19 protein-coding genes are annotated in these 21,152 nt (G+C 65.7%); 10 read left to right on the top strand and 9 right to left on the bottom strand.

The annotated features are described in order from the left end of the window. Positions 1-11 precede the first annotated feature (11 nt). The 6 genes from uvrC to RM532_RS11765 all read right to left on the bottom strand — a co-directional run bounded on the left by uvrC (position 12) and on the right by RM532_RS11765 (position 5,930). Entirely contained in the window at positions 12-1,835 is a 1,824-nt protein-coding gene (uvrC, locus tag RM532_RS11790; RefSeq protein WP_311653536.1) for an excinuclease ABC subunit UvrC, read from the bottom strand. Then, positions 1,832-2,455 (bottom strand): uracil-DNA glycosylase, encoded by a 624-nt coding sequence (locus tag RM532_RS11785; RefSeq protein WP_349255315.1) that lies wholly within the window; start codon positions 2,453-2,455, stop codon positions 1,832-1,834. The genes uvrC and RM532_RS11785 overlap by 4 nt, the downstream gene beginning before the upstream one ends. Before the next feature lie 73 nt (positions 2,456-2,528). Next, complete coding sequence (locus RM532_RS11780; protein WP_311653534.1) at positions 2,529-3,185, bottom strand: response regulator; 657 nt, start codon at positions 3,183-3,185, stop codon at positions 2,529-2,531. 191 nt (positions 3,186-3,376) lie between these two features. After that, complete coding sequence (gene aceA, locus RM532_RS11775) at positions 3,377-4,669, bottom strand: isocitrate lyase (RefSeq protein ID WP_311653533.1); 1,293 nt, start codon at positions 4,667-4,669, stop codon at positions 3,377-3,379. Positions 4,670-4,909: 240 nt separating this feature from the next. Beyond that, positions 4,910-5,398, bottom strand: coding sequence for a ribonuclease E activity regulator RraA (gene rraA, locus RM532_RS11770; RefSeq protein WP_311653532.1), 489 nt, complete (start codon positions 5,396-5,398; stop codon positions 4,910-4,912). 40 nt (positions 5,399-5,438) lie between these two features. Then, positions 5,439-5,930: a disulfide bond formation protein B gene (locus RM532_RS11765; RefSeq protein ID WP_311653531.1), complete on the bottom strand. Its 492-nt coding sequence runs from the start codon at positions 5,928-5,930 to the stop codon at positions 5,439-5,441. A gap of 89 nt (positions 5,931-6,019) precedes the next feature. Here RM532_RS11765 and RM532_RS11760 point away from each other — a divergent pair, with 89 nt between their 5' ends. After that, positions 6,020-6,997 carry a quinone oxidoreductase family protein gene (locus tag RM532_RS11760; RefSeq protein ID WP_311653530.1) on the top strand — a complete coding sequence of 326 codons (978 nt, stop codon included), beginning with the start codon at positions 6,020-6,022 and terminating at the stop codon, positions 6,995-6,997. 76 nt (positions 6,998-7,073) lie between these two features. On the opposite strand, the gene RM532_RS11755 is transcribed toward RM532_RS11760, so the two are convergent. Continuing rightward, positions 7,074-8,477 carry a class II fumarate hydratase gene (locus RM532_RS11755; RefSeq protein WP_311653529.1) on the bottom strand — a complete coding sequence of 468 codons (1,404 nt, stop codon included), beginning with the start codon at positions 8,475-8,477 and terminating at the stop codon, positions 7,074-7,076. Positions 8,478-8,594: 117 nt separating this feature from the next. Here RM532_RS11755 and purB point away from each other — a divergent pair, with 117 nt between their 5' ends. Next, on the top strand, positions 8,595-9,974 hold the full coding sequence (gene purB / locus RM532_RS11750) for an adenylosuccinate lyase (RefSeq protein ID WP_311653528.1): 1,380 nt from the start codon (positions 8,595-8,597) through the stop codon (positions 9,972-9,974). Beyond that, positions 9,946-10,446: a DUF7931 domain-containing protein gene (locus RM532_RS11745; RefSeq protein ID WP_311653527.1), complete on the top strand. Its 501-nt coding sequence runs from the start codon at positions 9,946-9,948 to the stop codon at positions 10,444-10,446. Before purB ends, RM532_RS11745 begins: the two co-directional genes overlap by 29 nt. Before the next feature lie 19 nt (positions 10,447-10,465). Here the strand turns inward: RM532_RS11745 and RM532_RS11740 are convergent, their stop codons facing one another. Beyond that, positions 10,466-10,906: an acyl-CoA thioesterase gene (locus RM532_RS11740; protein ID WP_311653526.1), complete on the bottom strand. Its 441-nt coding sequence runs from the start codon at positions 10,904-10,906 to the stop codon at positions 10,466-10,468. 115 nt (positions 10,907-11,021) lie between these two features. Here RM532_RS11740 and RM532_RS11735 point away from each other — a divergent pair, with 115 nt between their 5' ends. The 3 genes from RM532_RS11735 to RM532_RS11725 all read left to right on the top strand — a co-directional run bounded on the left by RM532_RS11735 (position 11,022) and on the right by RM532_RS11725 (position 16,106). Further along, on the top strand, positions 11,022-11,702 hold the full coding sequence (locus RM532_RS11735) for a TetR/AcrR family transcriptional regulator (protein WP_311653525.1): 681 nt from the start codon (positions 11,022-11,024) through the stop codon (positions 11,700-11,702). Between the two features lie 9 nt (positions 11,703-11,711). After that, positions 11,712-14,168 carry an acyl-CoA dehydrogenase gene (locus tag RM532_RS11730; protein ID WP_311653524.1) on the top strand — a complete coding sequence of 819 codons (2,457 nt, stop codon included), beginning with the start codon at positions 11,712-11,714 and terminating at the stop codon, positions 14,166-14,168. 162 nt (positions 14,169-14,330) lie between these two features. Continuing rightward, on the top strand, positions 14,331-16,106 hold the full coding sequence (locus tag RM532_RS11725; RefSeq protein ID WP_311653523.1) for an SLC13 family permease: 1,776 nt from the start codon (positions 14,331-14,333) through the stop codon (positions 16,104-16,106). Positions 16,107-16,348: 242 nt separating this feature from the next. Here RM532_RS11725 and RM532_RS11720 read toward each other — a convergent pair whose 3' ends face one another. After that, positions 16,349-16,801 (bottom strand): acyl-CoA thioesterase, encoded by a 453-nt coding sequence (locus tag RM532_RS11720; RefSeq protein WP_311653522.1) that lies wholly within the window; start codon positions 16,799-16,801, stop codon positions 16,349-16,351. A 177-nt stretch (positions 16,802-16,978) separates the two neighbouring features. On the opposite strand from RM532_RS11720, the gene RM532_RS11715 reads away from it, so the two are divergent. The 4 genes from RM532_RS11715 to sufD all read left to right on the top strand — a co-directional run bounded on the left by RM532_RS11715 (position 16,979) and on the right by sufD (position 21,148). Continuing rightward, positions 16,979-17,434: an SUF system Fe-S cluster assembly regulator gene (locus tag RM532_RS11715; protein ID WP_311653521.1), complete on the top strand. Its 456-nt coding sequence runs from the start codon at positions 16,979-16,981 to the stop codon at positions 17,432-17,434. Positions 17,435-17,455: 21 nt separating this feature from the next. Then, positions 17,456-18,925, top strand: coding sequence for a Fe-S cluster assembly protein SufB (gene sufB, locus RM532_RS11710; RefSeq protein ID WP_311653520.1), 1,470 nt, complete (start codon positions 17,456-17,458; stop codon positions 18,923-18,925). A gap of 127 nt (positions 18,926-19,052) precedes the next feature. Next, a complete protein-coding gene (gene sufC, locus RM532_RS11705; protein ID WP_311653519.1) occupies positions 19,053-19,817 on the top strand; it encodes a Fe-S cluster assembly ATPase SufC in 765 nt (254 codons plus the stop codon). After that, positions 19,814-21,148 (top strand): Fe-S cluster assembly protein SufD, encoded by a 1,335-nt coding sequence (gene sufD, locus RM532_RS11700; protein ID WP_311653518.1) that lies wholly within the window; start codon positions 19,814-19,816, stop codon positions 21,146-21,148. The genes sufC and sufD overlap by 4 nt, the downstream gene beginning before the upstream one ends. Positions 21,149-21,152 lie beyond the last annotated feature (4 nt).

Here is a 21,152-nt window from a genome sequence, read left to right as displayed (position 1 = left end):
CGAAAACGCCGTTATCCCGCCTGATGAAAATGCTCATAGATCCGCTGCGCCATGGCCCGGCTGATCCCTTCCACGCGCTCCAGGTCGCGTACCCCGGCGCGCGCAATCTGGCGGGTGCCGCCGAACGCACGCAGCAACCGTTTGCGCCGGATCGGACCCAGTCCGTCGATATGATCCAGCGGCGACTGCTGACGCGCCTTGTCGCGCCGGCCGCGATGGCCGGCAACGGCGAAGCGGTGTGCCTCGTCGCGAATCTGCTGGATCAGGTGCAGAGCCGGGGAGTTTGGCGGAAGTATATGGGGCTGGCTCTGCCTCGGCAAAAACAGCTGTTCCCGTCCGGCCTTGCGTTCGCTGCCCTTGGCCACCGCCACCACGGGTACGTCCGCCAGTTCGAGTTCCTGCAATACGCTTTCCGCCTGGGCGAGCTGGCCCTTGCCACCGTCGATCAGCAGCAGGTCCGGCATTGGCGCCTCGCCGCGCTTGAGCCGGCGAAACCGCCGCTCCAGCGCCTGGCGCATCGCGGCGTAATCATCGCCGGGCTCGATGTCCTCGATATTGAATCGTCGGTAGGCCGCTTTCTTCGCCGCCCCGCCCTCGAACACCACGCACGAGGCGACGGTGCGTTCGCCGCCGGTATGGCTGATGTCGAAACACTCCATGCGCATTGGCGGTGCCGCCAGTGCCAGGGCCTCCTGCAGCGCCAGCAGGCGATCTCGTACCCCGGCCCGCGTGGCCAGCCGCGATTCCAGCGCCTGTTCCAGCGTGGCGCTGGCATTGTCCCGCAGCCGCGCCCGGCGCCCGCGCAGTCGGTAACGCACCGACACGCGCCGACCGGCCCGTTCACTCAGACTCTGTTCCAGCCACTCGCGATCCCCCGGTTCGACGCCAACCAGAATCTCCGGCGGCGGTTTTCGCTCCAGGTAGTACTGGCCGATGAATGCCTCGGTCAGCTCGGCAGGCTCGGTGCCGTCGGGCAGGCTCGGGTAGAAGCTCTGGTGCCCCAGGTGCATGCCCCCGCGCACGCTCACCACCACGGCGCAGGCAATCCCGCCGCCACTGGCGCAGACGATGATGTCGAAATCGCCCTTCCCGCCCACGACATGGGACTGCTCCTGAAGCCGTCGAACGGCGGCGATCTTTTCGCGGGTGGCGGCCGCTTGCTCGAATTCCAGGCGGCTGGAGGCGGTTTCCATCTGCTTGATCAGGCGGGAAACCAGACGCTCGTTGCGGCCCTCCAGCAGGTCGGTGGCATCGGCCACGTCTCGCGCATAACTGGCTTCGTCGATGTAACCGACGCAGGGAGCGGAGCAGCGCTTGATCTGATACTGCAGGCATGGCCGGGAGCGATTGGCAAAGTAGGTATCGTCGCAGTTGCGCAGCCGGAACAGCTTGTGGATGGTCGTCATCGTCTGGCGCACCGCCGAGCCGCTGGGAAACGGCCCGAACAGGCGTCCGGAAACCTTGCGCGAACCCCGATGGAAGGTCACCCGGGGAAAGCTGTGATCGCCGGTGATGCGCAGATACGGGTAGCTCTTGTCGTCACGCAGATAGACGTTGTAGCGCGGCCGAATCTTCTTGATCAGCGTGGACTCGAGCAGCAGCGCCTCGTCCTCGGTATGGGTAACCGTAACTTCGATGTCGGCCACCTGATCCAGCATCGATTCGATGCGGGGGTTGCCACTGGCGCGCAAAAAGTAGCTGGACACCCGCTTGCGCAGATTCTTGGCCTTGCCGACGTAGAGGACCTCGCCCTCGGCATCGATCATCCGGTAGACACCCGGGCGCGCGGTCAGCTGGCCGGCGTAACGGCGCGGATCGAAGGCCTCGGCGCTCACGAATCGAGAACTGCCCGCGCCCGCGCGAACACCGCACGGAACATCGGTTCGGTCAGACGGCGGGTATGGGTGTTGTAGCGACTGCAGTGATAGCTGTCGAGCAGCAGCCGGTCGTCCGGCAGCCAGTGTTCGGCGGCATGACCGAATGACCAGTCCTTCTGCCGCAGACCCAGGGCCCGGATCACCGCCCGGTGCGCGACGCCGCCCAGCGCCAGCAGCAACCGCGGCGCCCGCAGTTCCGCCGCCAGAAACGGGTTGCAGGCGCTGACTTCACCGCCGGTCGGCTGATTGCCCGGCGGCAGGCATTTGACGGCGTTGGTAATGCGGCAGTCCAGCAGCGTCAGACCGTCATCGCGGTGCCGGGAATGCGGCCGATCGGCGAAGCCGAAATCGTGGAGCGTTCGATACAGCAGCACCCCGGCGTAGTCACCGGTAAACGGTCGCCCGGTGGCGTTGGCGCCGTGCATGCCCGGTGCCAGGCCCACGATCAGCAGCTCGGCGTTCGCCGGACCGAAGGCCGGCACCGGCGCCGCGTGGTACTCGGGATGACGGCTGGCGACCTCCCGACGCAGGTCGACCAGCCGCGGGCAGTGCGGACAATCCGGCGCGGGTACCGCCATGACGTCGTCAGGCTGGCGCACGCCGGCTTACCGGCGGCGAATACTGCGCAGTAATGCAGCGCACACCCGGCGTTCAGGCGCTGGCGGCGTCGGAACGGTCCTCGAGCAGTCCGTACCGCATGGCCATGCGCGTAAGCTCGACATCGTTCGACACGCCCAGTTTCTCGAATACCCGGTAGCGATAGGTGCTGACCGTCTTTGGTGACAGGCAGAGGCTGTCGGAGATCGCCTGCGTACTGGTGCCGCGGGTCACCATGAGCACCACCTGCATCTCGCGTTGGGAGAGCTGATCGAACGGCGAACCACCACTGCCCTTGATCAGCGACACCGCCAGCTGACTGGCAATACTCGCCGCCACGTAGCTCTTGCCCGCATGGACCTGACGCACCGCGGCCACCACCTCGGCGGCCGCGCTGTCCTTGGACAGATAGCCCATGGCACCGGCCTCGAGCAGGCGCGAGGGATAGGGCTCGTCCTGGTACATCGACACCGCGATGACTTTCATCGACGGATGCGAGGACAGCAACCGCCGGGTGGCTTCGATGCCACCCATGCCGGGCATGTTGATGTCCATGAGAACCACGTCGGGGTTCAGTTCACGGGCCAGACGCAGGGCGTCTTCACCATTGCCGGCCTCCCCGACCACCTCGAAATCCGATTCCCCGGACAGCAGGCTCAGCATCCCGCCCCTTACCAGGTGGTGGTCGTCCACGAGCAGCAATCGAATCATGGCGTGATCCCCGACGAAACCTTTCGCCGTATTGTAAACCGGATGACCCGGTCGGTCCGATCGGTTATCGACCGGAACGCGAAATTGACCAGCCCGGCGCCGGCCGATACTGGGCCGGCGAGGCCAAACGAAAAAGGCCCGACGGGGGTATCCCGCCGGGCCTCGATTTCACGCGGTTGGACGCGGGTTGCCTAGAACTGGGCTTCCTCGGTCGAACCGGTCAGGGCGGTGACGCTGGACACGCCGCCCTGGATTACGTTGGTGACATCATCGAAGTAGCCGGTGCCCACTTCCTGCTGATGACTGGAGAAGGTGTAGCCGCGATCCTTTGCGGCGAACTCCGGCTCCTGAACCATGTTCACGTAGGCGGTCATGCCGTCTTTCACGTAGTTCTGCGCCAGATCGAACATGTTGTACCACATGTTGTGGATACCGGCGAGGGTAATGAACTGGTACTTGTAGCCCATCGCGCCCAGCTCGCGCTGGAACTTGGCGATGGTGGCATCGTCCAGGTTCTTCTTCCAGTTGAACGACGGCGAGCAGTTGTAGGCCAGCAGCTGTTCCGGGTACTCGGCGTGCAGGGCCTCGGCAAACTTCTTGGCCTCGTCCAGATCCGGCACGGCGGTTTCACACCACACCATGTCGGCGAACGGCGCATAGGCCAGACCGCGGCTGATGGCCTGGTCGATGCCGGCGCGGGTGCGGTAGAAACCTTCCGCGGTGCGCTCGCCGGTGATGAACTCCTTGTCGTAGTCGTCGACGTCGGAGGTCAGCAGATCGGCGGCGTTGGCATCGGTGCGGGCCAGCACGATGGTGGGCGTGCCCATCACGTCGGCGGCCAGGCGCGCGGCGACCAGTTTCTGCACGGCCTCCTGGCTCGGCACCAGCACCTTGCCGCCCATGTGGCCGCACTTCTTCACGGACGCCAGCTGATCCTCGAAGTGCACGCCGGCGGCGCCCGCCTCGATCATGCCCTTCATCAGTTCGTAGGCGTTGAGCACGCCGCCGAAACCGGCTTCGGCGTCGGCCACGACCGGCGCGAAATAGTCGATGAACTCGGGATCACCCGGGTTCACGCCCTTGCCCCACTGAATCTGGTCCGCGCGGGCGAAGGCGTTGTTGATGCGGCTGACCACCGTCGGCACCGAGTTGACCGGGTACAGCGACTGGTCGGGATACATGGTCTCGCCGGTGTTGGCGTCAGCAGCCACCTGCCAGCCGGACAGATAGATCGCCTTGACGCCGGCCTTGACCTGCTGCAGCGCCTGGCCGCCGGTCAGGGCACCGAGACAGTTGACGTAGTCTTCCTCGTTGACGAGCTTCCAGAGCTTCTCCGCCCCGTTGCGCGCGTAGGTGGCTTCGGGCACCACGGAGCCGCGCAGCCGGACCACGTCCTCGGCGCTGTAGGTGCGCTTCACATTTTTCCAGCGCGGGCTTTCCGCCCACTCCTTTTCGATCGCCTGGATCTGCTCGGTTCTGTTCATGTCCGATCTATGCCTCTTCAAGGGGGTCTGTCGATGGGTGCTGTTCACGGGTCACCGGCTGCCAGGAGGTACGCGCCGAATGATCCACACCCGTATTCACTCGCTCGGAGATTGGTGTTGTCCGCGAATGCGAAACCGGTTATTGCAGCGCAGCATCCGATTTCACGGCCGCGCATTATACCGGTTGAAAATAATTTTTACAGGCCGGTGTCACGCCGCCGGCCAACAGCCAGAAATTCTCTACAAAGACAACTCTTTGGCTGCCAGGACCATGCCGTCGGCGTCGCCGCAGATCCACGCGCCGGGCCGGAATGCCACGCCGGCGAAGCGCACCAGCACGTCGCGATCCCCGAGATCCCGCTTGTTCGACTTCAACGGATGCGTGGCCAGCGCCTTGACCGCCACGTCCATCTCGCCGATGTCTGCCGAATCACGGATGCAGCCATACACCACGACACCGCCCCAGTTATTGTCGATGGCCAACTGGGCAAGATTGTCACCGAGCAGCGCGCAACGGTCGGATGCCCCGCCATCAACCACCAGCACCCGTCCCTCGCCGGGTTCCTCGAGCGCCGCCCGCACCAGGGAATTGTCCTCGAAGCACTTCACCGTGCTGATCGGTCCGGCGAAGGCCAGGCGACCGCCGAAGTCCCCGAACAGCGGCTCGGCAATCTGGAGCTGGTCGGCGTAGCGGTCGCAGAGATCGGTGGTCGGCAGGATGTCGGTCATGAAATACAGCTCTCGAATCGAAGAAATGAAGCAGGTCGAATCAGGCGGCGCGCCGGGCCGCCAGCCATCCCCAGAGCAGACCGGCCAGCAGCAGCACGAATCCGACCAGCGTCCAGGCCGGCAGCGACAATCCCATGAATGCGGCGTCGATATCGGCACAGCTGGCGTCGCCGCGCAGCACCATCGCCAGCACCTCGGCCCAGGGCATCACGTCCAGCAGGTAGTTCAGGTCCGGCCCGCAGGCCGGCACCTGGTCGGCGGGCAGCGACTGCAACCACACGTGGCGTCCGGCAATCGCCGCCCCGACACCGGCCGAGGCCGTCGCCAGCAGAAAGTAGACGTGGCGGCCCCAGCCCAGGGGGCCATGCAGCGCTCCTGCCAGACAAACCAGGGCGACGCCGGCCATCGCCACCCGCTGGAAGATGCACAGCGGACAGGGTTCCAGGCCGAAGCCAAACTCCAGCAGGTACGCAAAGGCTAGCGCAGCCGCCGAAGCAAGCAGGCCCAGTGTCATCACACGGCGTGGGGTCATGACCCAATGCTTGCACGGCCCCGGCAACGCGGCAAGCAGGTCCCGCTGTTTGCTAGGCTCGGCAGCGCCACGCACGACGCGCTACCGGTATGACACTGACCTGTGAGATTCGCCGCAACGGCGGCCCCGATGTCCTGGAATGGATCGACACGGAGCCGGGCGAGCCCGGCCCCGGGGAAGTCCGCATCCGCCACCATGCGGTAGGGCTGAACTACATCGACATTTACCACCGCACCGGTCTCTATCCCCTGTCGCTGCCCAGCGGCATCGGGCTGGAAGCCGCCGGGGAGATCACCGCGATCGGGGATGGCGTCACCGATCTGGCCATTGGCGACCGCGTTGCCTACGCCAGCGCACCGCTGGGCGCCTACGCCGAAGAGCGCCTGATGCCGGCCGACCGGGTGGTGCCCCTGCCGGACGCGGTCGATGCCCGCAGCGCCGCCGCCCTGATGCTCAAGGGGCTGACCGCCCACTTCCTGCTCTTCCGCACGTTCGCGATCCAGCCGGGTCAGCGGGTGCTGGTACACGCGGCCGCCGGCGGTGTCGGCTATCTGTTGTGCACCTGGGCCACACATCTGGGCGCCACGGTGATCGGCACGGCGGGCTCGCGGGAAAAGGCAGCCATCGCCCGCGAAGCCGGCTGTGCCGAGGTCATTCAGTACCGCGACGGCAATATCGCCACCCAGGTTCGCCGCGCGGCCGGCAAGCGGGGTGTCGACGTGGTCTACGACGGCGTTGGCGCGGCCACTTTCCAGGATTCGCTCGACAGCCTGGCGCCGCTGGGCATGATGGTCAGCTTCGGCAACGCCTCCGGGCCGGTCCCCGCCTTTGAACCATCCGAACTGGCGCGCCGCGGCTCGCTGTTCTTCACCCGTCCCAGCCTGCTCGACTACACCCGTGAGCGGCAGGATCTGCTCGACGGCGCCAGCGCGCTGTTCGACGCGGTCGAGGCCGGCATCCTGTCAGCGCGCATCGGTCAGGAATTCCCGTTACCGGAGGCGGCCCGGGCCCACCGCGCGCTCGAAGCGCGCAAGACCACCGGCGCCAGCCTGCTCATCCCCGACTGATCCGGCCAACGGGCGACGAAGCACGGCAACAAATCAGACAGGCCGAATGAATCGCGCCTGCTGCTCCGGGCGCACCTCAGGTCTTGATGCCACCCCTCGCCAGATCGGCGGGATCCAGCAGACGATCGAGCTCGCTTTCGCTCAGGTCGGTTTCGGCCAGGGCGACCTCCTTGATCGGCTTGCCTTCGGCGTAAGCCTTCTTGGCAATGGCCGCACCCTTTTCGTAGCCGATCACCGCATTCAGGGCGGTCACCAGAATCGGGTTCTTCGCCAGCGCCCGGTCCAGGGTCGCCTGATTGACGGTGAAGCCCGCAATGGCCTTGTCCGCCAGCACCGTGGCGGTATTGCCCAGCAGATCGATGCTCTGTAGCAGGTTGTAGGCCACCACCGGCAGCATCACGTTGAGCTGGAAGTTGCCGCTCTGGCCAGCCACGGTGATGGTGGTGTCGTTGCCGATCACCTGGGCGGCGACCATGGCCGCCGCCTCCGGAATCACCGGATTGACCTTGCCCGGCATGATGGAACTGCCCGGCTGCAGCGCCGGCAGCGCAATCTCGCCCAGCCCGGCCAGCGGTCCGCTGTTCATCCAGCGCAGGTCGTTGCTGATCTTCATGATCGATACCGCCACGGTCTTGAGCTGACCCGACAGCTCCACCGCCGCATCCTGGCTCGACAGGCTCTCGAAGTAGTCCGGGCTGGCCTCGAAGGCCACATCCGTGGCGGCGGCCAGATTCTGCGCGAAGCGCGCGCCGAATTCGGGATGGGCATTGATGCCGGTGCCCACCGCGGTGCCGCCCTGCGCCAGGCGCCGGATGCGCGGCAGCGCCGCCTCGATCCGGGCGATCCCGGAATCGATCTGGGCCGCCCAGCCACCCAGCTCCTGTTCCAGACTGACCGGCATGGCATCCATCAGGTGCGTGCGGCCGGTCTTGATCACGTCCGACAGCTCGGCACCCTTGCGCCGCAGCGTGTCACGCAGATGCCGCAGCGCCGGCAGCAGCCGCTTTTCGCACTGCAGGGCGGCACTGACATGGATGGCCGTGGGAATCACGTCATTGGAGCTCTGCCCCATGTTGACGTGGTCATTGGGATGCACCGTCGTGCCGGCAATATCGGACGCCAGTCGGGCAATCACCTCATTGGCGTTCATGTTGCTCGAGGTGCCCGAACCGGTCTGGAAGATATCCACCGGGAACTCGGCGTCGTGGTCGCCTGCCGCCACGGCGTCGGCGGCCTGCCGGATGGCGGTGGCCAGATCCCGGTCGAGCAGGTCCAGATCGCTGTTGACCTGCGCCGCCGCGCCCTTGATCCGCCCCAGCGCTTCGATGAAGGCGCGCGGTGCCCGCAGGTCCGAGATCGGAAAGTTCTCGACCGCCCGCTGGGTCTGAGCGCCCCATAGCGCCGATACCGGCACCTGGAGTTCACCCATGCTGTCCTTTTCGGTACGGAATTCGGCGGCGTCGCCGTGCGGCTGCGGCATGTCTGGCTCCTGGTTTGATGAGGACGATGGCCGTGTGCGAGGCGGTCCATCCGGACCCGGCATCGCCGGCGCATCAGGTATCATGGGCGGATTCTATCACCGCCCCCGATCGCGCCAATGTCCCTGGATGCCGACCTCTCCCCGTTGACTGCCGTGACGCCGATCGACGGCCGATATGCGTCGAAAACCGCCGAACTGCGGCCGATTTGCAGCGAAATGGGACTGATCCGCTATCGCCTCACGGTGGAAATCCGCTGGCTGGAAGCGCTGGCCCGGCATCCCGGCATTCCGGAACTGAGCGCGCCCGATGCGGACACCACCCATGCGTTCCGCGCGCTGATCGCGGACTTCGACGCCGCCGATGCCCAGGCCGTGAAGGACATCGAGGCCACCACCAATCACGACGTGAAAGCGGTCGAGTACTTCCTGAGAGATCGCCTGAATAAGCTACCGCAATTTACTGAATACAGTCCTTTCATTCATTTCGCCTGCACCTCCGAGGACATCAACAATCTGGCCTATGCGCTGATGCTGCGCGAGGCGCGCGACACGGTGCTGCTGCCGGCGATCGACCAGATCACGGCCGCCATCGCCGACCTCGCCCATACCTACGCCGATCTGCCGATGCTGGCCCGGACCCACGGCCAGTCGGCGTCCCCGACCACCCTGGGCAAGGAAATGGGGGTGTTCGTGCACCGGCTGCGCCGGCAGCGCGAAGCGCTGGCCAGTGTGACCATCCTCGGCAAGATGAACGGCGCCGTGGGCAACTACAACGCTCACCTGGTGGCCTACCCGGAGGTCGACTGGCCAGCCCTGAGCGCGGCGTTCCTGGCCGATCTGGGACTGGCGCCCAGCCCCTGCACCACCCAGATCGAGCCGCATGACTGGATGGCCGAGACCTACCATGCGCTGATGCGGGTGAACACGATCCTGCTCGACTTCGCGCGGGATGTCTGGGGCTACGTGTCGCTGGGCTATTTCAAGCAGGCGGCCGTGGCCGGCGAGGTGGGCTCCTCGACCATGCCGCACAAGGTCAACCCGATCGATTTCGAGAATGCCGAGGGCAACCTGGGCATGGCCAACGCGGTGCTGGATCACCTGGCGGCCAAGCTGCCTGTGTCCCGCTGGCAGCGGGACCTGAGCGACTCCACCGCCTTGCGCAACACCGGCACCGGGCTGGCGCACACGCTGATCGCCTGCCAGGCCCTGCAGAAGGGCATCGGCAAGCTGGCGGCCGACCCGGCCCGGCTGGCCGCCGATCTCGACGCCAACTGGCCGATACTGGCCGAGGCAATCCAGACCGTCATGCGGGTGCGCGGTATCGACCAGGCCTATGAACAGCTCAAGACCCTGACCCGCGGTCAGACGATCGACGAGGCTGCCGTCCGTGCCTTCGTGGATAGTCTCGATCTGCCCGATTCCGACAAGGCCCGGCTGCGAGACCTGCGGCCCGGGGACTACATCGGCAATGCCGCCGACCAGGCCCGACAGGTCTGAACCGGGCGAGTCCCCGGCCGTCCGGCTCGCCCGTGATGCGGCCAAGCTGGCTCGCAGCGCGCGCCGGCACCTCGACCTTTACAGCCACGAGCTGCCGGCGGATGTGTATGCCACCGAAGCGTTCTGCGAGGCCATCAAGCAACTGGTGATCGGGGCGCCCCGCCACGCTCGGGTCCGCATTCTGATTGCCGATACCCGTCCGGCGGCCCGCGGCCACGCGCTGGTGACCCTCGGACAGACACTGTCCAGCGCCATCGAATTCCGAACGCCGGCACCGGGTGCCACATCCTGGTTCGGCGAATGCCTGATCGCAGACGCCGCCCGCGGCCTGACCCAGCACGAACGGCGCGCCCTGACGCCACCGCAATCGCTGGGCCCGCCCGAGGCACGCAAACTCCATGGCGAGTTCGAAGCTCGCTGGCAAGCCGCGCAGACAGCCAGCGACCTCCGGCGGCTCTATCTGGGCGGCTGACCCCCCCTTCCGCCCGTGGCTACATCGCCGGCGGCACCACCTCGAATGCCCGGATGCGCTCCCGCAAGGTATCGGGCACCGCGACGGAGGTCTGGGCACTGTAATCGAACCAGACCAGCACCGCCTCCATCAGCGCCACCAGGTGACCACCCTCCCGGTGCCAGAGCGCCTGCTGCACACCCATGCTGCTGCGGCCAATGCGATGGATGCGGGTGGTGATCTCGATCTCGGCGGGAAAGCGCAACTGCTGCCGGAACTGACAACCGAGTTCGGCCAGGATCGGCCCGGTCTCGTGGAACGGGTCGCCGGTGGCCAGAAGCTGAGAGAAGTAATCGATCCGGCCGTCCTCGGAATAACGGTAGTACACCGTGTTGTTCACGTGGCCCAGGGCATCCATTTCGCCCCAGCGCACGGTCAGCGGCAGGCCATGGGTAAAATCGGCACGGACGGGATCGGTCATGTCGGCAGGCACTCCATCGGGGTCACGGATGGCCGCCATCGCCTCCATACGGTGGCGTATTGACAGCGGCGCGGCAGTGCAGCATACTCTCAATACGCCTGCGTATGGAATACTAATGAGCGCGACCCGCGACACGATCAACGACAAGACCCGGCTGTCGGCCGACGCCTGGGCGCAGGCTGCGCTCGATGCGATCGCCGACCAGGGTATCGCGGGCGTCGCCGTGGAGCCGCTGGCCCGCCGCCTGGGCGTGACCAAGGGCAGTTTCTACTGGCATTTCAGCAACCGCGAGGCGCTGCTCAAGCGCGCGCTGGAACGCTGGGAAGAACAGGAAACCGGCGTCCCCTTCCAGAGCCTGGAAAACGAAACCGACCCCCGCCGGCGCCTGCAGCGGGTCATCCGCGAGGTCAACACCTCGCTGCGCACCAGTCGCATCTACCAGGCCCTGTCGGCAGCGGCCGACGATCCGCTGATCGCGGCATTCGTCACGCGCGTGTCCACCCGGCGTATCGAAACACTGCGTCATTACTACCAGGCGGTGGGCCTGTCGCCGGAGCACGCATCGCGCTGGGCGCGACTGACGTACTCGGTGTTTCTCGGCACGCTGCAGATCCGTCGGGACATGCCGGCCGAATGGCCGCATACCGACTCGACCGAATTCTCGCAATACATCGCGTTCCTCGAGCGGGCACTGCTGCCCGACGATGACGCGATGAACCCGGACCTCGCTGCGCCTGCCCATCCCGGCGCCGCGTTGACCGGCACCCCGGCCGCCAACGCGGCCACCAAGTCATAGGAGGTCATCATGACTGTCATCCTGTCCCTGCTCGCTGCCCTGGCCGCCGTGTGGGCCCTGGCCTATATCGGCGCCCCGCTGCTGGCCTGGACCGCCGCCGCCGTGGTGTATTTCGGCGCGCTGTACGGCCTGGGCGTCATCGGCACTACCGGCATCGTGATCGCCGCGGTCATCGGCGTCCCGGTAGCGGTGCTGTTCAACGTGGTGCCATTGCGCCGCAGCCTGCTGACCAAACCCATCTTCAAGGGTTTCAAGGCCGTGCTGCCGCCGATGTCGGACACCGAACGCGAGGCCCTCGAGGCCGGTGATGTCTGGTGGGAAGCGGAAATGTTCCGCGGCAAGCCCGACTGGACCTATCTGATGAACTTCCAGCGCACCCGCCTCACCGACGAGGAACAATCGTTCCTCGATAACGAGACCGAGCAGCTCTGCGAGATGCTCGACGAATGGCAGATCACCCAGGAACTGATGGATCTGCCCGAGGATGTCTGGCAGTTCATTCGCGACAAACGCTTCTTCGCCATGCTGATTCCGAAGGCGCACGGCGGCCTCGGCTTCTCTGCGTTGGCGCAGTCGACCATCGTCGCCAAGATCGCGTCGCGCAGCCTGACCGCCGCGGTCACGGTGATGGTGCCCAACTCGCTCGGTCCGGGCGAGCTGCTCGTGCACTACGGCACCGAGGACCAGCAGAAGCGCTGGCTGCCGGGCCTGGCCCAGGGCACGGAAATCCCCTGCTTCGGCCTCACGGGTCCGGAAGCCGGCTCCGACGCCGGCTCGATCCCCGATACCGGCATCGTCTGCAAGGGCGAGTTCGAGGGCAAGGAAGTGGTCGGCCTCAAGCTGACCTTTTCCAAGCGCTGGATCACGCTGGCGCCGGTAGCTACCGTCGTGGGCCTGGCATTCAAGGCCTATGACCCGGACGGCCTGCTGGGCGACGACAGGGAGCTGGGCATTACCTGTGCCCTGGTGCCGGCCGACCATCCCGGCGTGGAAGTCGGCAAGCGCCACTACCCCGGCGCCTTCATGAACGGGCCGATCTACGGCAAGGACGTGTTCATTCCGCTGGAATGGGTGATCGGCGGCCGCGAACAGATCGGCGGCGGCTGGCGCATGCTGGTCGAGTGCCTGTCGGCTGGCCGCGGCATCTCCCTGCCCGCCCTGTCCTCGGCGGCCTCCAAGATGAGCTACCGCATGACCGGCGCCTTCGGCCGCGTGCGTCGCCAGTTCAAGATGCCCATCGGCAAGTTCGAGGGTGTGCAGGAGGCCTCGGCCCGCATCGCCGGCCTCAACTACAAGATGGAAGCCGCCCGCGTGCTCACCGCCAGCGGCGTGGACACCTGCGCCCCGTCCGTGGTCACGGCCATCGCCAAGTACCACATGACCGAGTGGATGCGGCAGTCGGTGAACGACGCCATGGATATCCACGGCGGCCGCGGCGTCCAGCAGGGCCCGCGCAACTATCTGGCGCCCTCCTATCAGGCGATTCCGATCGCCATCACGGTGGAAGGCGCGAACATCCTCACCCGCAGCCTGATGATCTTCGGCCAGGGGGCGATTCGCTGTCACCCCTACGTCTTCCCGGAGATGGAGGCAGCGCGCGAGGACGACCTCAAGGCCTTCGACAAGCTGCTGTGGGGTCACGTGGGCTATTCCGTCAACCGCGGGGCCCGCGCCCTGACCCTGGGCCTGACCGGTTCGCGGCTGGCCGGTGCTCCAATCAGCGGCCCGACCGCCCCCTACTTCCGCGAGCTGGCCCGCATGAGCGCCGCCCTGGCGTTCGTCTCGGACGTCACCATGGGCATGCTCGGCGGCGACCTGAAACGCAAGGAACGCCTGTCGGCCCGTCTGGGTGACGTGCTATCGCAACTCTATTTCGCGTCGGCCACGCTCAAGTACTTCATCGACGAGGGCCAGCAGGAAGCCGACCTTCCCCACATGCAGTGGGTAATGGACGACAGCCTGCGGGAAATCGCGGATGCCTTCGACGGCTTCTTCCGCAACTTCCCCAATCGTTTCGTCGGCAAGGCGCTGCGCGTCATGGTGTTTCCGCTGGGCCGGCCGTATCACGGCGCCAGCGACGACCTGGGCGGACAACTGGCCGACGCCATGCTGGAGCCCGGCGCCTTCCGCGAGCGCATGACCGCCGACACCTACGTCGGCAAGTCGGCGGGTGACGCCACCGGCCGCATGGAGCAGGCGTTCCAGATGCTGGTGAAGGTCGAGCCGCTCTACAACAAGTTCGCCAAGGCGGTGGCCAAGGGCCAGACCCGCGGGCTGACGGTGACCGACCAGCTCGCCAGCTGCGTGGAAGCCGGCATCCTCTCGCAGGCGGAGGCCGACGAAGTCGCCGCCTACGACAAACTGCGCTACGACGCCATCCTCACCGATGCGTTCGAGCCGGACTACCTGCTCAATCGCCAGAACGGTGGCCATCAGGACAAGGTGCAGGAAGCCCGCGTGGCCTGATTCGACAGCAACAACGAAGACCCGAGCCCGGGCAGCGATGCCCGGGCTTTTTTGTGCCTGATCACATCCTAGCCTTATCACTTTTAGCTATTACCATTCCCAGCGACCCTGCAAGTCGGTATGGTCTCGCTCCATTGTTCCGCGGGCTGACGAGACAACAGGATGGAATTCGAGGCCTGGTTCGTGCTGGGACTGGCAGTCGCCGCACTCGGGCTGATGAGTGCCGGGCGCCAGCCGCCGCATCTGGTGATGCTGGGCGTGCTGGTCATACTCAGTGCCAGCGGCATTCTTACGGCGGAACAGGCACTCGCCGGTTTCAGCAACAGTGGCCTGATCACGGTGGCCGCGCTGTTCGTGGTGGCCGCCGGCGTGCACCACTCCGGTGGCGTCGATCTGGTGGTGCGCTACCTGCTCGGCCAACCCGGCTCGGTGCGGCGGGCTCAGGCGCGACTGATGCTGCCGGTGGCCATGCTCAGCGGATTTCTCAACAACACCCCCGTGGTCGCGACCATGATTCCGGCGGTGCACGCCTGGTCTCGCCGGATCGGCATGGCGCCGTCCAAGCTCATGATCCCCCTGAGCTATGCCGCCATCCTCGGCGGCACGCTGACCCTGATCGGCACCAGCACCAACCTGGTGGTCAACAGTCAATACCAGGCCCTGACGGGTGCCGATGACCTGTCAATGTTCTCCATCACCACCGTGGGTCTGCCGGTGGCGGTGCTGGGTCTGGCACTGATGCTGCTGGTCCTGCCACGGCTGCTGCCGGATCGCCGGGACGAACAGAAATTCGGCGAATTGCGGGAGTTCTCGCTGGAGGTCATGGTCGAGGAGAACGGCCCGCTGGAGGGCCAGACGGTGGCCCAGGCCGGGCTGCGCAATCTGGGTAACATGTATCTGGTCGAGATCATCCGCCAGGACAGCGTGGTCACGGCTGTCCCCTCGGAAGAGCAGCTGCGCGGCGGCGACCGGCTGGTGTTCGTCGGTGACACCCAGGCGGTGTCGGATCTGTTGCGCATCAACGGCCTGCTGCCCTCCACCTCCGGCGACGGCCCGGCCCTGGGCAAGTCCCGCGCCGAACGGCGTCTGGTGGAAGCGGCACTGTCCCCGCACTCCGAAGTGATCGGCCAGACCATCCGTGATGCCCGGTTCCGCGACCGCTACGGCGCGGTCGTGCTGGCCGTGGCCCGCGGGGGGGAACGGGTACAGGGGAATCCCGGGCGCATCGAACTGCGCTCGGGCGATGTGTTGTTGCTGGAGGCTCGGCCGGCGTTCGTCACCCGCCAGCGCTACAACAAGGACTTTCTGCTGATCAACGACCTCGACACGGAAACCCCCCGGCACGAGCGAGCCCCGCTGTCATGGCTGATTCTCGGCGGACTGGTCGTCAGCGCCGCGACCGGGCTCAGCAGCATGCTCAACGCCGCGCTGGTTGGTGCCGCCGTCATGGTCCTGACCGGCTGCTGCACGGCGGGCCAGGCCGGCAAGAGCGTGGACATGCCGGTACTCCTGGTCATCGCCAGCTCCTTCAGCCTGGGAACGGCACTGCAGGTCTCCGGTGCGGCCGGCGCAATCGGCCAGACCATTGTCAACACAAGCGGCGGCCATCCGTTGCTGCTGCTGATTCTGGTGTACATCGCGGTGATGCTGATGACCGAGATAATCACCAACAACGCCGCTGCGCTGGTAATGCTGCCCATCGTGCTGTCCGTGACCAACACCGCGCAGCTGCCGGCCATGCCCTTCGTCATCGCCGTGATGATGGCCGCCTCGGCCACCTTCGCCACGCCGCTGGGCTACCAGACCAACCTGATGGTGTTCAGTGCCGGCGGCTATCGCTTCAACGAGTTCCTGCGCGCGGGACTGCCCATGAATCTGGCGATCGGCGTGACCACGATCATCGTGATCCGGCTGGTTTACGCGTCGGCGTTTGCATAGTACAGCGCGAAAACGTCAGACCAGCGGCCCGCCATGCTTAATCCGATCCCTGGCGCGATAGTCGGGCATGAGATCGCCGCGCCAGCTCCGCTTCGCGGACCTGACTCGCGATGACAAAGCCACCCGTCATAGCGAGGCGCGAAGCGCCGCGGCTATCTCGCCCGGCGGACTCAGTCCGTGACGTGTGATCCGGGCTCGAGATCGCCTCACCTGCCTCGCGATGACGTGACCAGTGCACCCGATCATGTCTCTTCGATCATCACCCGATACCCCTCACTGAATTCCTTCGGCATCCGGCAGGGCCGCCCGTTGTCCAGCCGCACCGACACGAAATGGGAATGGCCGCGCAGCACCGTCACCCCATCGGCCGGGCGGATGATCTGAAACCGCCGCCACAGCGACAGCCGGCCGTCATTGCGGCTGACCCAGGTGGCCGCCACCAACTCGTCTCCCAGGTGGGTGGGCGCCAGATAATCCAGCTCGTGGCGGCGTACCACGCAGGCCACGCCCAGCCGTTCATAGGTATCCCAGTCCAGGTCGAGCGATTTCGAGTGGGCCCAGGACACCGCTTCCAGCCAGCCGAGGTAGGTGACATTGTTCACGTGTTGCAGTGCATCGATATCCCCCGGCTGCACCGTAATGTCCAGTGTGAACGGAGCCGGAAAATCCCAGCCGAGATGGTTGACGTCACTCATGGGCGGAACGTGCCGTCGCAGTGGCACGAATCAGACAGGGGGCGGGCATGCAGGGCTCCTTGCTTATGACTGGAATCGGGTTGGGCGGTCGCGGTCAATCGGATCCCGCTTGCCGCCGACCGGTTGATAACGTAGCATCTCATCCTTATTTAGGACTGAAATGGTCCGGTATCCGGCATGCTGAGACTGAGCAAACTGACCGACTACGGCATGGTGGTAATGGCCGCCCTGGCCGACGCGGAAGACGACACCCGCAACGCCGCGGATCTGGCCGCCGCCACCGGTGTTGCGCTGCCCACGGTGCGCAAGCTGCTCAAGCGGCTGAACCGCGGCGGTCTGGTAAACTCGGCACGTGGCGCTCGGGGTGGTTACCGGCTGGCCCGGCCCGCCGACGACATCAGCATCGCCGATGTCATCGCGGCCCTGGAGGGCCCGGTTTCCCTGACCGAGTGCGCCGCGCATGACGGCCTTTGCAGCATGGAGTCGGTCTGCCGGCTGCGCGGGCACTGGCGGGTGATCAACGACGCGATACGCGGTGCGCTGGCCGATGTGTCCGTGGCGGACATGAACCGTCCGGCACCGAACATACCGCTGCAGCCCGTGGCCGGCATAGCGTCGAGCCCGGGTTCCTAACTTTTCGTCAACGGTGCAATCATGGCAGCACGCGAACAGGACATCGATACACTCGTCGAAAGCCGCGAATACGACGCCGGCTTCGTCACCGACATCGAATCGGACACTATCGCGCCGGGTCTGAATGAAGAGGTCATCCGTTTCATTTCGGCCAAGAAGGACGAACCCGAGTGGATGACCGACTGGCGGCTGGAAGCCTTCCGCAACTGGAAGCAGATGACGCACCCCAGCTGGGCGCATGTGCACCATCCGCCGATCGACTACCAGTCCATCTCCTACTTCTCGGCGCCCAAGTCCTCCAAGGACAAGCCGAAGAGCCTGGACGAGGTGGACCCGAAGCTGCTGGAAACCTATAACAAGCTCGGCATCCCGCTGAAGGAACAGGAAGTGCTGGCCGGCGTGGAAGGCGCCGCCAACGTCGCCGTGGACGCGGTGTTCGACAGCGTGTCGGTGGCCACCACCTTCAAGGACAAGCTGCACGACGCCGGCGTGATCTTCTGCTCCATTTCGGAGGCCATCCGCGAGTATCCGGAACTGGTGAAGAAGTATCTGGGCTCGGTCGTACCGCGCAAGGACAACTTCTTTGCCGCGCTGAATTCGGCGGTGTTCACCGACGGCAGCTTCGTGTTCATCCCGGAGGGCGTGAAGTGCCCGATGGAGCTGTCGACCTACTTCCGCATCAACGCCGAGAACACCGGCCAGTTCGAGCGCACGCTGATCGTGGCCAAAGCCGGCAGCCAGGTGTCGTACCTGGAAGGCTGCACCGCGCCACAGCGCGACGAGAACCAGCTGCATGCCGCGGTGGTCGAGCTGATTGCCCTGGACGATGCCGACATCAAGTATTCCACGGTACAGAACTGGTATCCGGGCGACGAGAACGGCAAGGGCGGCATCTACAACTTCGTGACCAAGCGCGGGGACTGCCGCGGCGCCCGCTCGAAGATTTCGTGGACCCAGGTGGAAACCGGCTCGGCCATCACCTGGAAATACCCGAGCTGCATCCTGCGCGGCGACGACTCGGTGGGCGAGTTCTACTCGGTGGCGGTCACCCGCGGCATGCAGCAGGCCGACACCGGCACCAAGATGATCCACGTCGGCAAGAACACCAAGAGCACCATCATCGCCAAGGGCATTTCCGCGGCCCGGGGTGAACAGGCCTATCGCGGTCTGGTACGCATCATGCCGCGGGCCGACAACGCCCGGAACTTCACCCAGTGCGACTCCCTGCTGATCGGGGACAAGTGCGGCGCCCACACCTTCCCCTATGTGGAAGCCAGCAACCCTACGGCCAAGCTGGAGCACGAGGCCACCACCTCCAAGATCGGCGAGGACCAGCTGTTCTACTGCATGCAGCGCGGCCTGTCCGAGGAGGACGCGGTCAACATGATCGTCAACGGCTTCTGCAAGGACGTGTTCCGCAAGCTGCCGATGGAGTTCGCGGTGGAGGCCCAGGCGCTGCTCAACGTCACGCTTGAGGGCGCTGTCGGCTAACGCCCCCCCAATCAGCATTCACACTAACCGCAAAGGTCGCAAAGCGCGCAAAGATTGGTGACATGACCCTTATCTGACGCATTGCGTCCTTTGCGCTCTTCGCGGTTCACGCTAACAAGTTTCAACTATGCTCAAGATCGAGAATCTGCACGCCAACGTCGACGGCACGGAAATCCTGCGCGGCATCGACCTCGAGGTTAAGGCCGGCGAGATCCACGCCATCATGGGCCCGAACGGCTCCGGCAAGTCCACTCTGGCCAGCGTGCTCGCCGGCCGCGAGGACTACGAGGTCACCGACGGCAAGGTCACCTTCGACGGTGCCGACCTGCTGGCGATGGACGTGACCGAACGCGCCTGTGCCGGGCTGTTCCTGGGCTTCCAGTACCCGGTGGAAATCCCCGGCGTGTCCAACCTGTACATGCTGCGTGCCGCCATCAACGCCCGCCGCAACGCCCGCGGCGAGAGCGAGATCGACGCCATGGAGTTCATGCAGCAGGTCAACGAGAAGATCAAGCACGTCGACATGAATCCCGACATGGCCAAGCGCGGGGTCAACGAAGGCTTCTCCGGCGGTGAAAAGAAGCGCAATGAAGTCTTCCAGATGCTGATGCTCGAGCCGAAGCTGGCGATCCTGGACGAGACCGACTCCGGCCTCGACATCGACGCCCTCAAGACCGTGGCCAACGGCATCAACGCCCTGCGTTCGCCCGAGCGGGCCACCGTGCTGGTCACCCACTACAAGCGGCTGCTGGAACACGTGGTGCCGGACAAGGTGCACGTGCTGGCCGGCGGACGCATAGTGCGCACCGGCGGCATCGAACTGGCGGACACGCTGGAGGAATCCGGCTACGCCGGCATCGAACAGGCCGACACGCAAGCGCAGGCATCATGACCGGACAGCGCCAGGAAATCAGCCCCAGCGTCGACCACTATCTGGCGGAATTCGCGCGCGTCGAGCGCCACCTGCCCGGCGATCTGATCCGCGAACGCCGCGAGCGTCTGCGGGCGTTCGCCGACGGCGGCTTCCCGCACAAGAAGATCGAGGACTGGAAATACACCGATGTCAGCGCCATCGAGGCCGCCCGCTTCGAAATGGCGACATCGGCCGCCGACGTCGCCAGGGGCGATCTCGCCGACTGGTGCCCGGACGACCTGGACTGCCATCGCGCGGTGATCGTGGACGGCCACTTCCAGCCCCATCTGTCCGAGCTGGACGGCCTGGCCACCGGCATCCGGGTGCGCGGCCTGGCAACCAGTCTTGCCGATGGCAGTGCCCCGGCCCTGGGTACCACGGTCAACGGCCACGGCAGTGCGTTCACCGACATGAACGCCGCCTTCGCCGCCGACGGCCTGCATCTGCGGACGGATGCCGGCGCAGTGGCCAACAAGCCACTGCACGTACTGATCGTGGCCAGCGGCCGGCAGGATCGCGTCATGGCCCAGGTCCGGAACATCATGGAACTGGGTGACAACAGCCAGATCCGCGTGATCGAGCACTACATCGGCCTGGGCGACCACAGCTACTTCACCAACGCCGTCACCGAGGTGCACGCAGCGCCCGGGTCCCGTCTGGAACGCATCCGCATCCAGCAGGAACATCCGGAAAACGGCTACCACGTGGCCAGTTTCCATGCCCGCCAGCAGCGCGACAGCCGCATCATCAATTACGGCATCGACCTGGGCGGCCGTCTGGCCCGCATCGACACCAACAGCACGCTCGATGACACCGGGGCGGAAATCCATCTCTACGGCGTCTACGCCCCCACCGGCGATCAGCACGTGGACAACCACACCCGCGTGGATCACGCCAAGCCGCACGGCACCAGCCGCGAGGCCTACAAGGGCGTGCTCTCGGGCAAGAGCCGCGGCGTGTTCAACGGCAAGGTGATCGTCCACAAGGACGCACAGAAGACCGATTCCGAGCAGTCCTCGGATTCCCTGCTGCTGTCGAAGCAGGCGGTGGTCGACGCCAAGCCGGAACTGGAAATCTACGCCGACGACGTCAAGTGCGCCCACGGCTCCACCGTCGGCCAGCTCGACGAGGACGCGGTGTTCTACCTGATGAGTCGCGGCCTGGACCAGGATGGCGCCCGCGCCGTGCTCACCTACAGCTTCGTCGACGAGATCATCGGCCAGATCGACCTCGAGCCGATCCGGATATTCCTCGAGCGCGCGGTGCTGGAAAAGCTCCCCGCCGGCAGCCGCTTCGCCGGCCTGGCCTGATCCC

The organism is Spectribacter hydrogenoxidans (assembly GCF_031846275.1).
GTDB classification, from domain to species: domain Bacteria; phylum Pseudomonadota; class Gammaproteobacteria; order Nevskiales; family Salinisphaeraceae; genus Spectribacter; species Spectribacter hydrogenoxidans.
Note: the sequence above shows the minus strand (reverse complement) of the source record. Positions and strands in the feature narration are given on the sequence as shown.

Excerpts from the sequence above, each read along its gene's own strand:
- RM532_RS11785 (WP_349255315.1), bottom strand. The coding sequence starts at position 2,455 with ATGGCGGTACCCGCGCCGGATTGTCCGCACTGCCCGCGGCTGGTCGAC.
- RM532_RS11780 (WP_311653534.1), bottom strand. The coding sequence starts at position 3,185 with ATGATTCGATTGCTGCTCGTGGACGACCACCACCTGGTAAGGGGCGGG.
- aceA (WP_311653533.1), bottom strand. The coding sequence starts at position 4,669 with ATGAACAGAACCGAGCAGATCCAGGCGATCGAAAAGGAGTGGGCGGAA.
- rraA (WP_311653532.1), bottom strand. The coding sequence starts at position 5,398 with ATGACCGACATCCTGCCGACCACCGATCTCTGCGACCGCTACGCCGAC.
- RM532_RS11765 (WP_311653531.1), bottom strand. The coding sequence starts at position 5,930 with ATGACCCCACGCCGTGTGATGACACTGGGCCTGCTTGCTTCGGCGGCT.
- RM532_RS11760 (WP_311653530.1), top strand. The coding sequence starts at position 6,020 with ATGACACTGACCTGTGAGATTCGCCGCAACGGCGGCCCCGATGTCCTG.
- RM532_RS11755 (WP_311653529.1), bottom strand. The coding sequence starts at position 8,477 with ATGCCGCAGCCGCACGGCGACGCCGCCGAATTCCGTACCGAAAAGGAC.
- purB (WP_311653528.1), top strand. The coding sequence starts at position 8,595 with ATGTCCCTGGATGCCGACCTCTCCCCGTTGACTGCCGTGACGCCGATC.
- RM532_RS11745 (WP_311653527.1), top strand. The coding sequence starts at position 9,946 with ATGCCGCCGACCAGGCCCGACAGGTCTGAACCGGGCGAGTCCCCGGCC.
- RM532_RS11740 (WP_311653526.1), bottom strand. The coding sequence starts at position 10,906 with ATGACCGATCCCGTCCGTGCCGATTTTACCCATGGCCTGCCGCTGACC.
- RM532_RS11735 (WP_311653525.1), top strand. The coding sequence starts at position 11,022 with ATGAGCGCGACCCGCGACACGATCAACGACAAGACCCGGCTGTCGGCC.
- RM532_RS11730 (WP_311653524.1), top strand. The coding sequence starts at position 11,712 with ATGACTGTCATCCTGTCCCTGCTCGCTGCCCTGGCCGCCGTGTGGGCC.
- RM532_RS11725 (WP_311653523.1), top strand. The coding sequence starts at position 14,331 with ATGGAATTCGAGGCCTGGTTCGTGCTGGGACTGGCAGTCGCCGCACTC.
- RM532_RS11720 (WP_311653522.1), bottom strand. The coding sequence starts at position 16,801 with ATGAGTGACGTCAACCATCTCGGCTGGGATTTTCCGGCTCCGTTCACA.
- RM532_RS11715 (WP_311653521.1), top strand. The coding sequence starts at position 16,979 with ATGCTGAGACTGAGCAAACTGACCGACTACGGCATGGTGGTAATGGCC.
- sufB (WP_311653520.1), top strand. The coding sequence starts at position 17,456 with ATGGCAGCACGCGAACAGGACATCGATACACTCGTCGAAAGCCGCGAA.
- sufC (WP_311653519.1), top strand. The coding sequence starts at position 19,053 with ATGCTCAAGATCGAGAATCTGCACGCCAACGTCGACGGCACGGAAATC.
- sufD (WP_311653518.1), top strand. The coding sequence starts at position 19,814 with ATGACCGGACAGCGCCAGGAAATCAGCCCCAGCGTCGACCACTATCTG.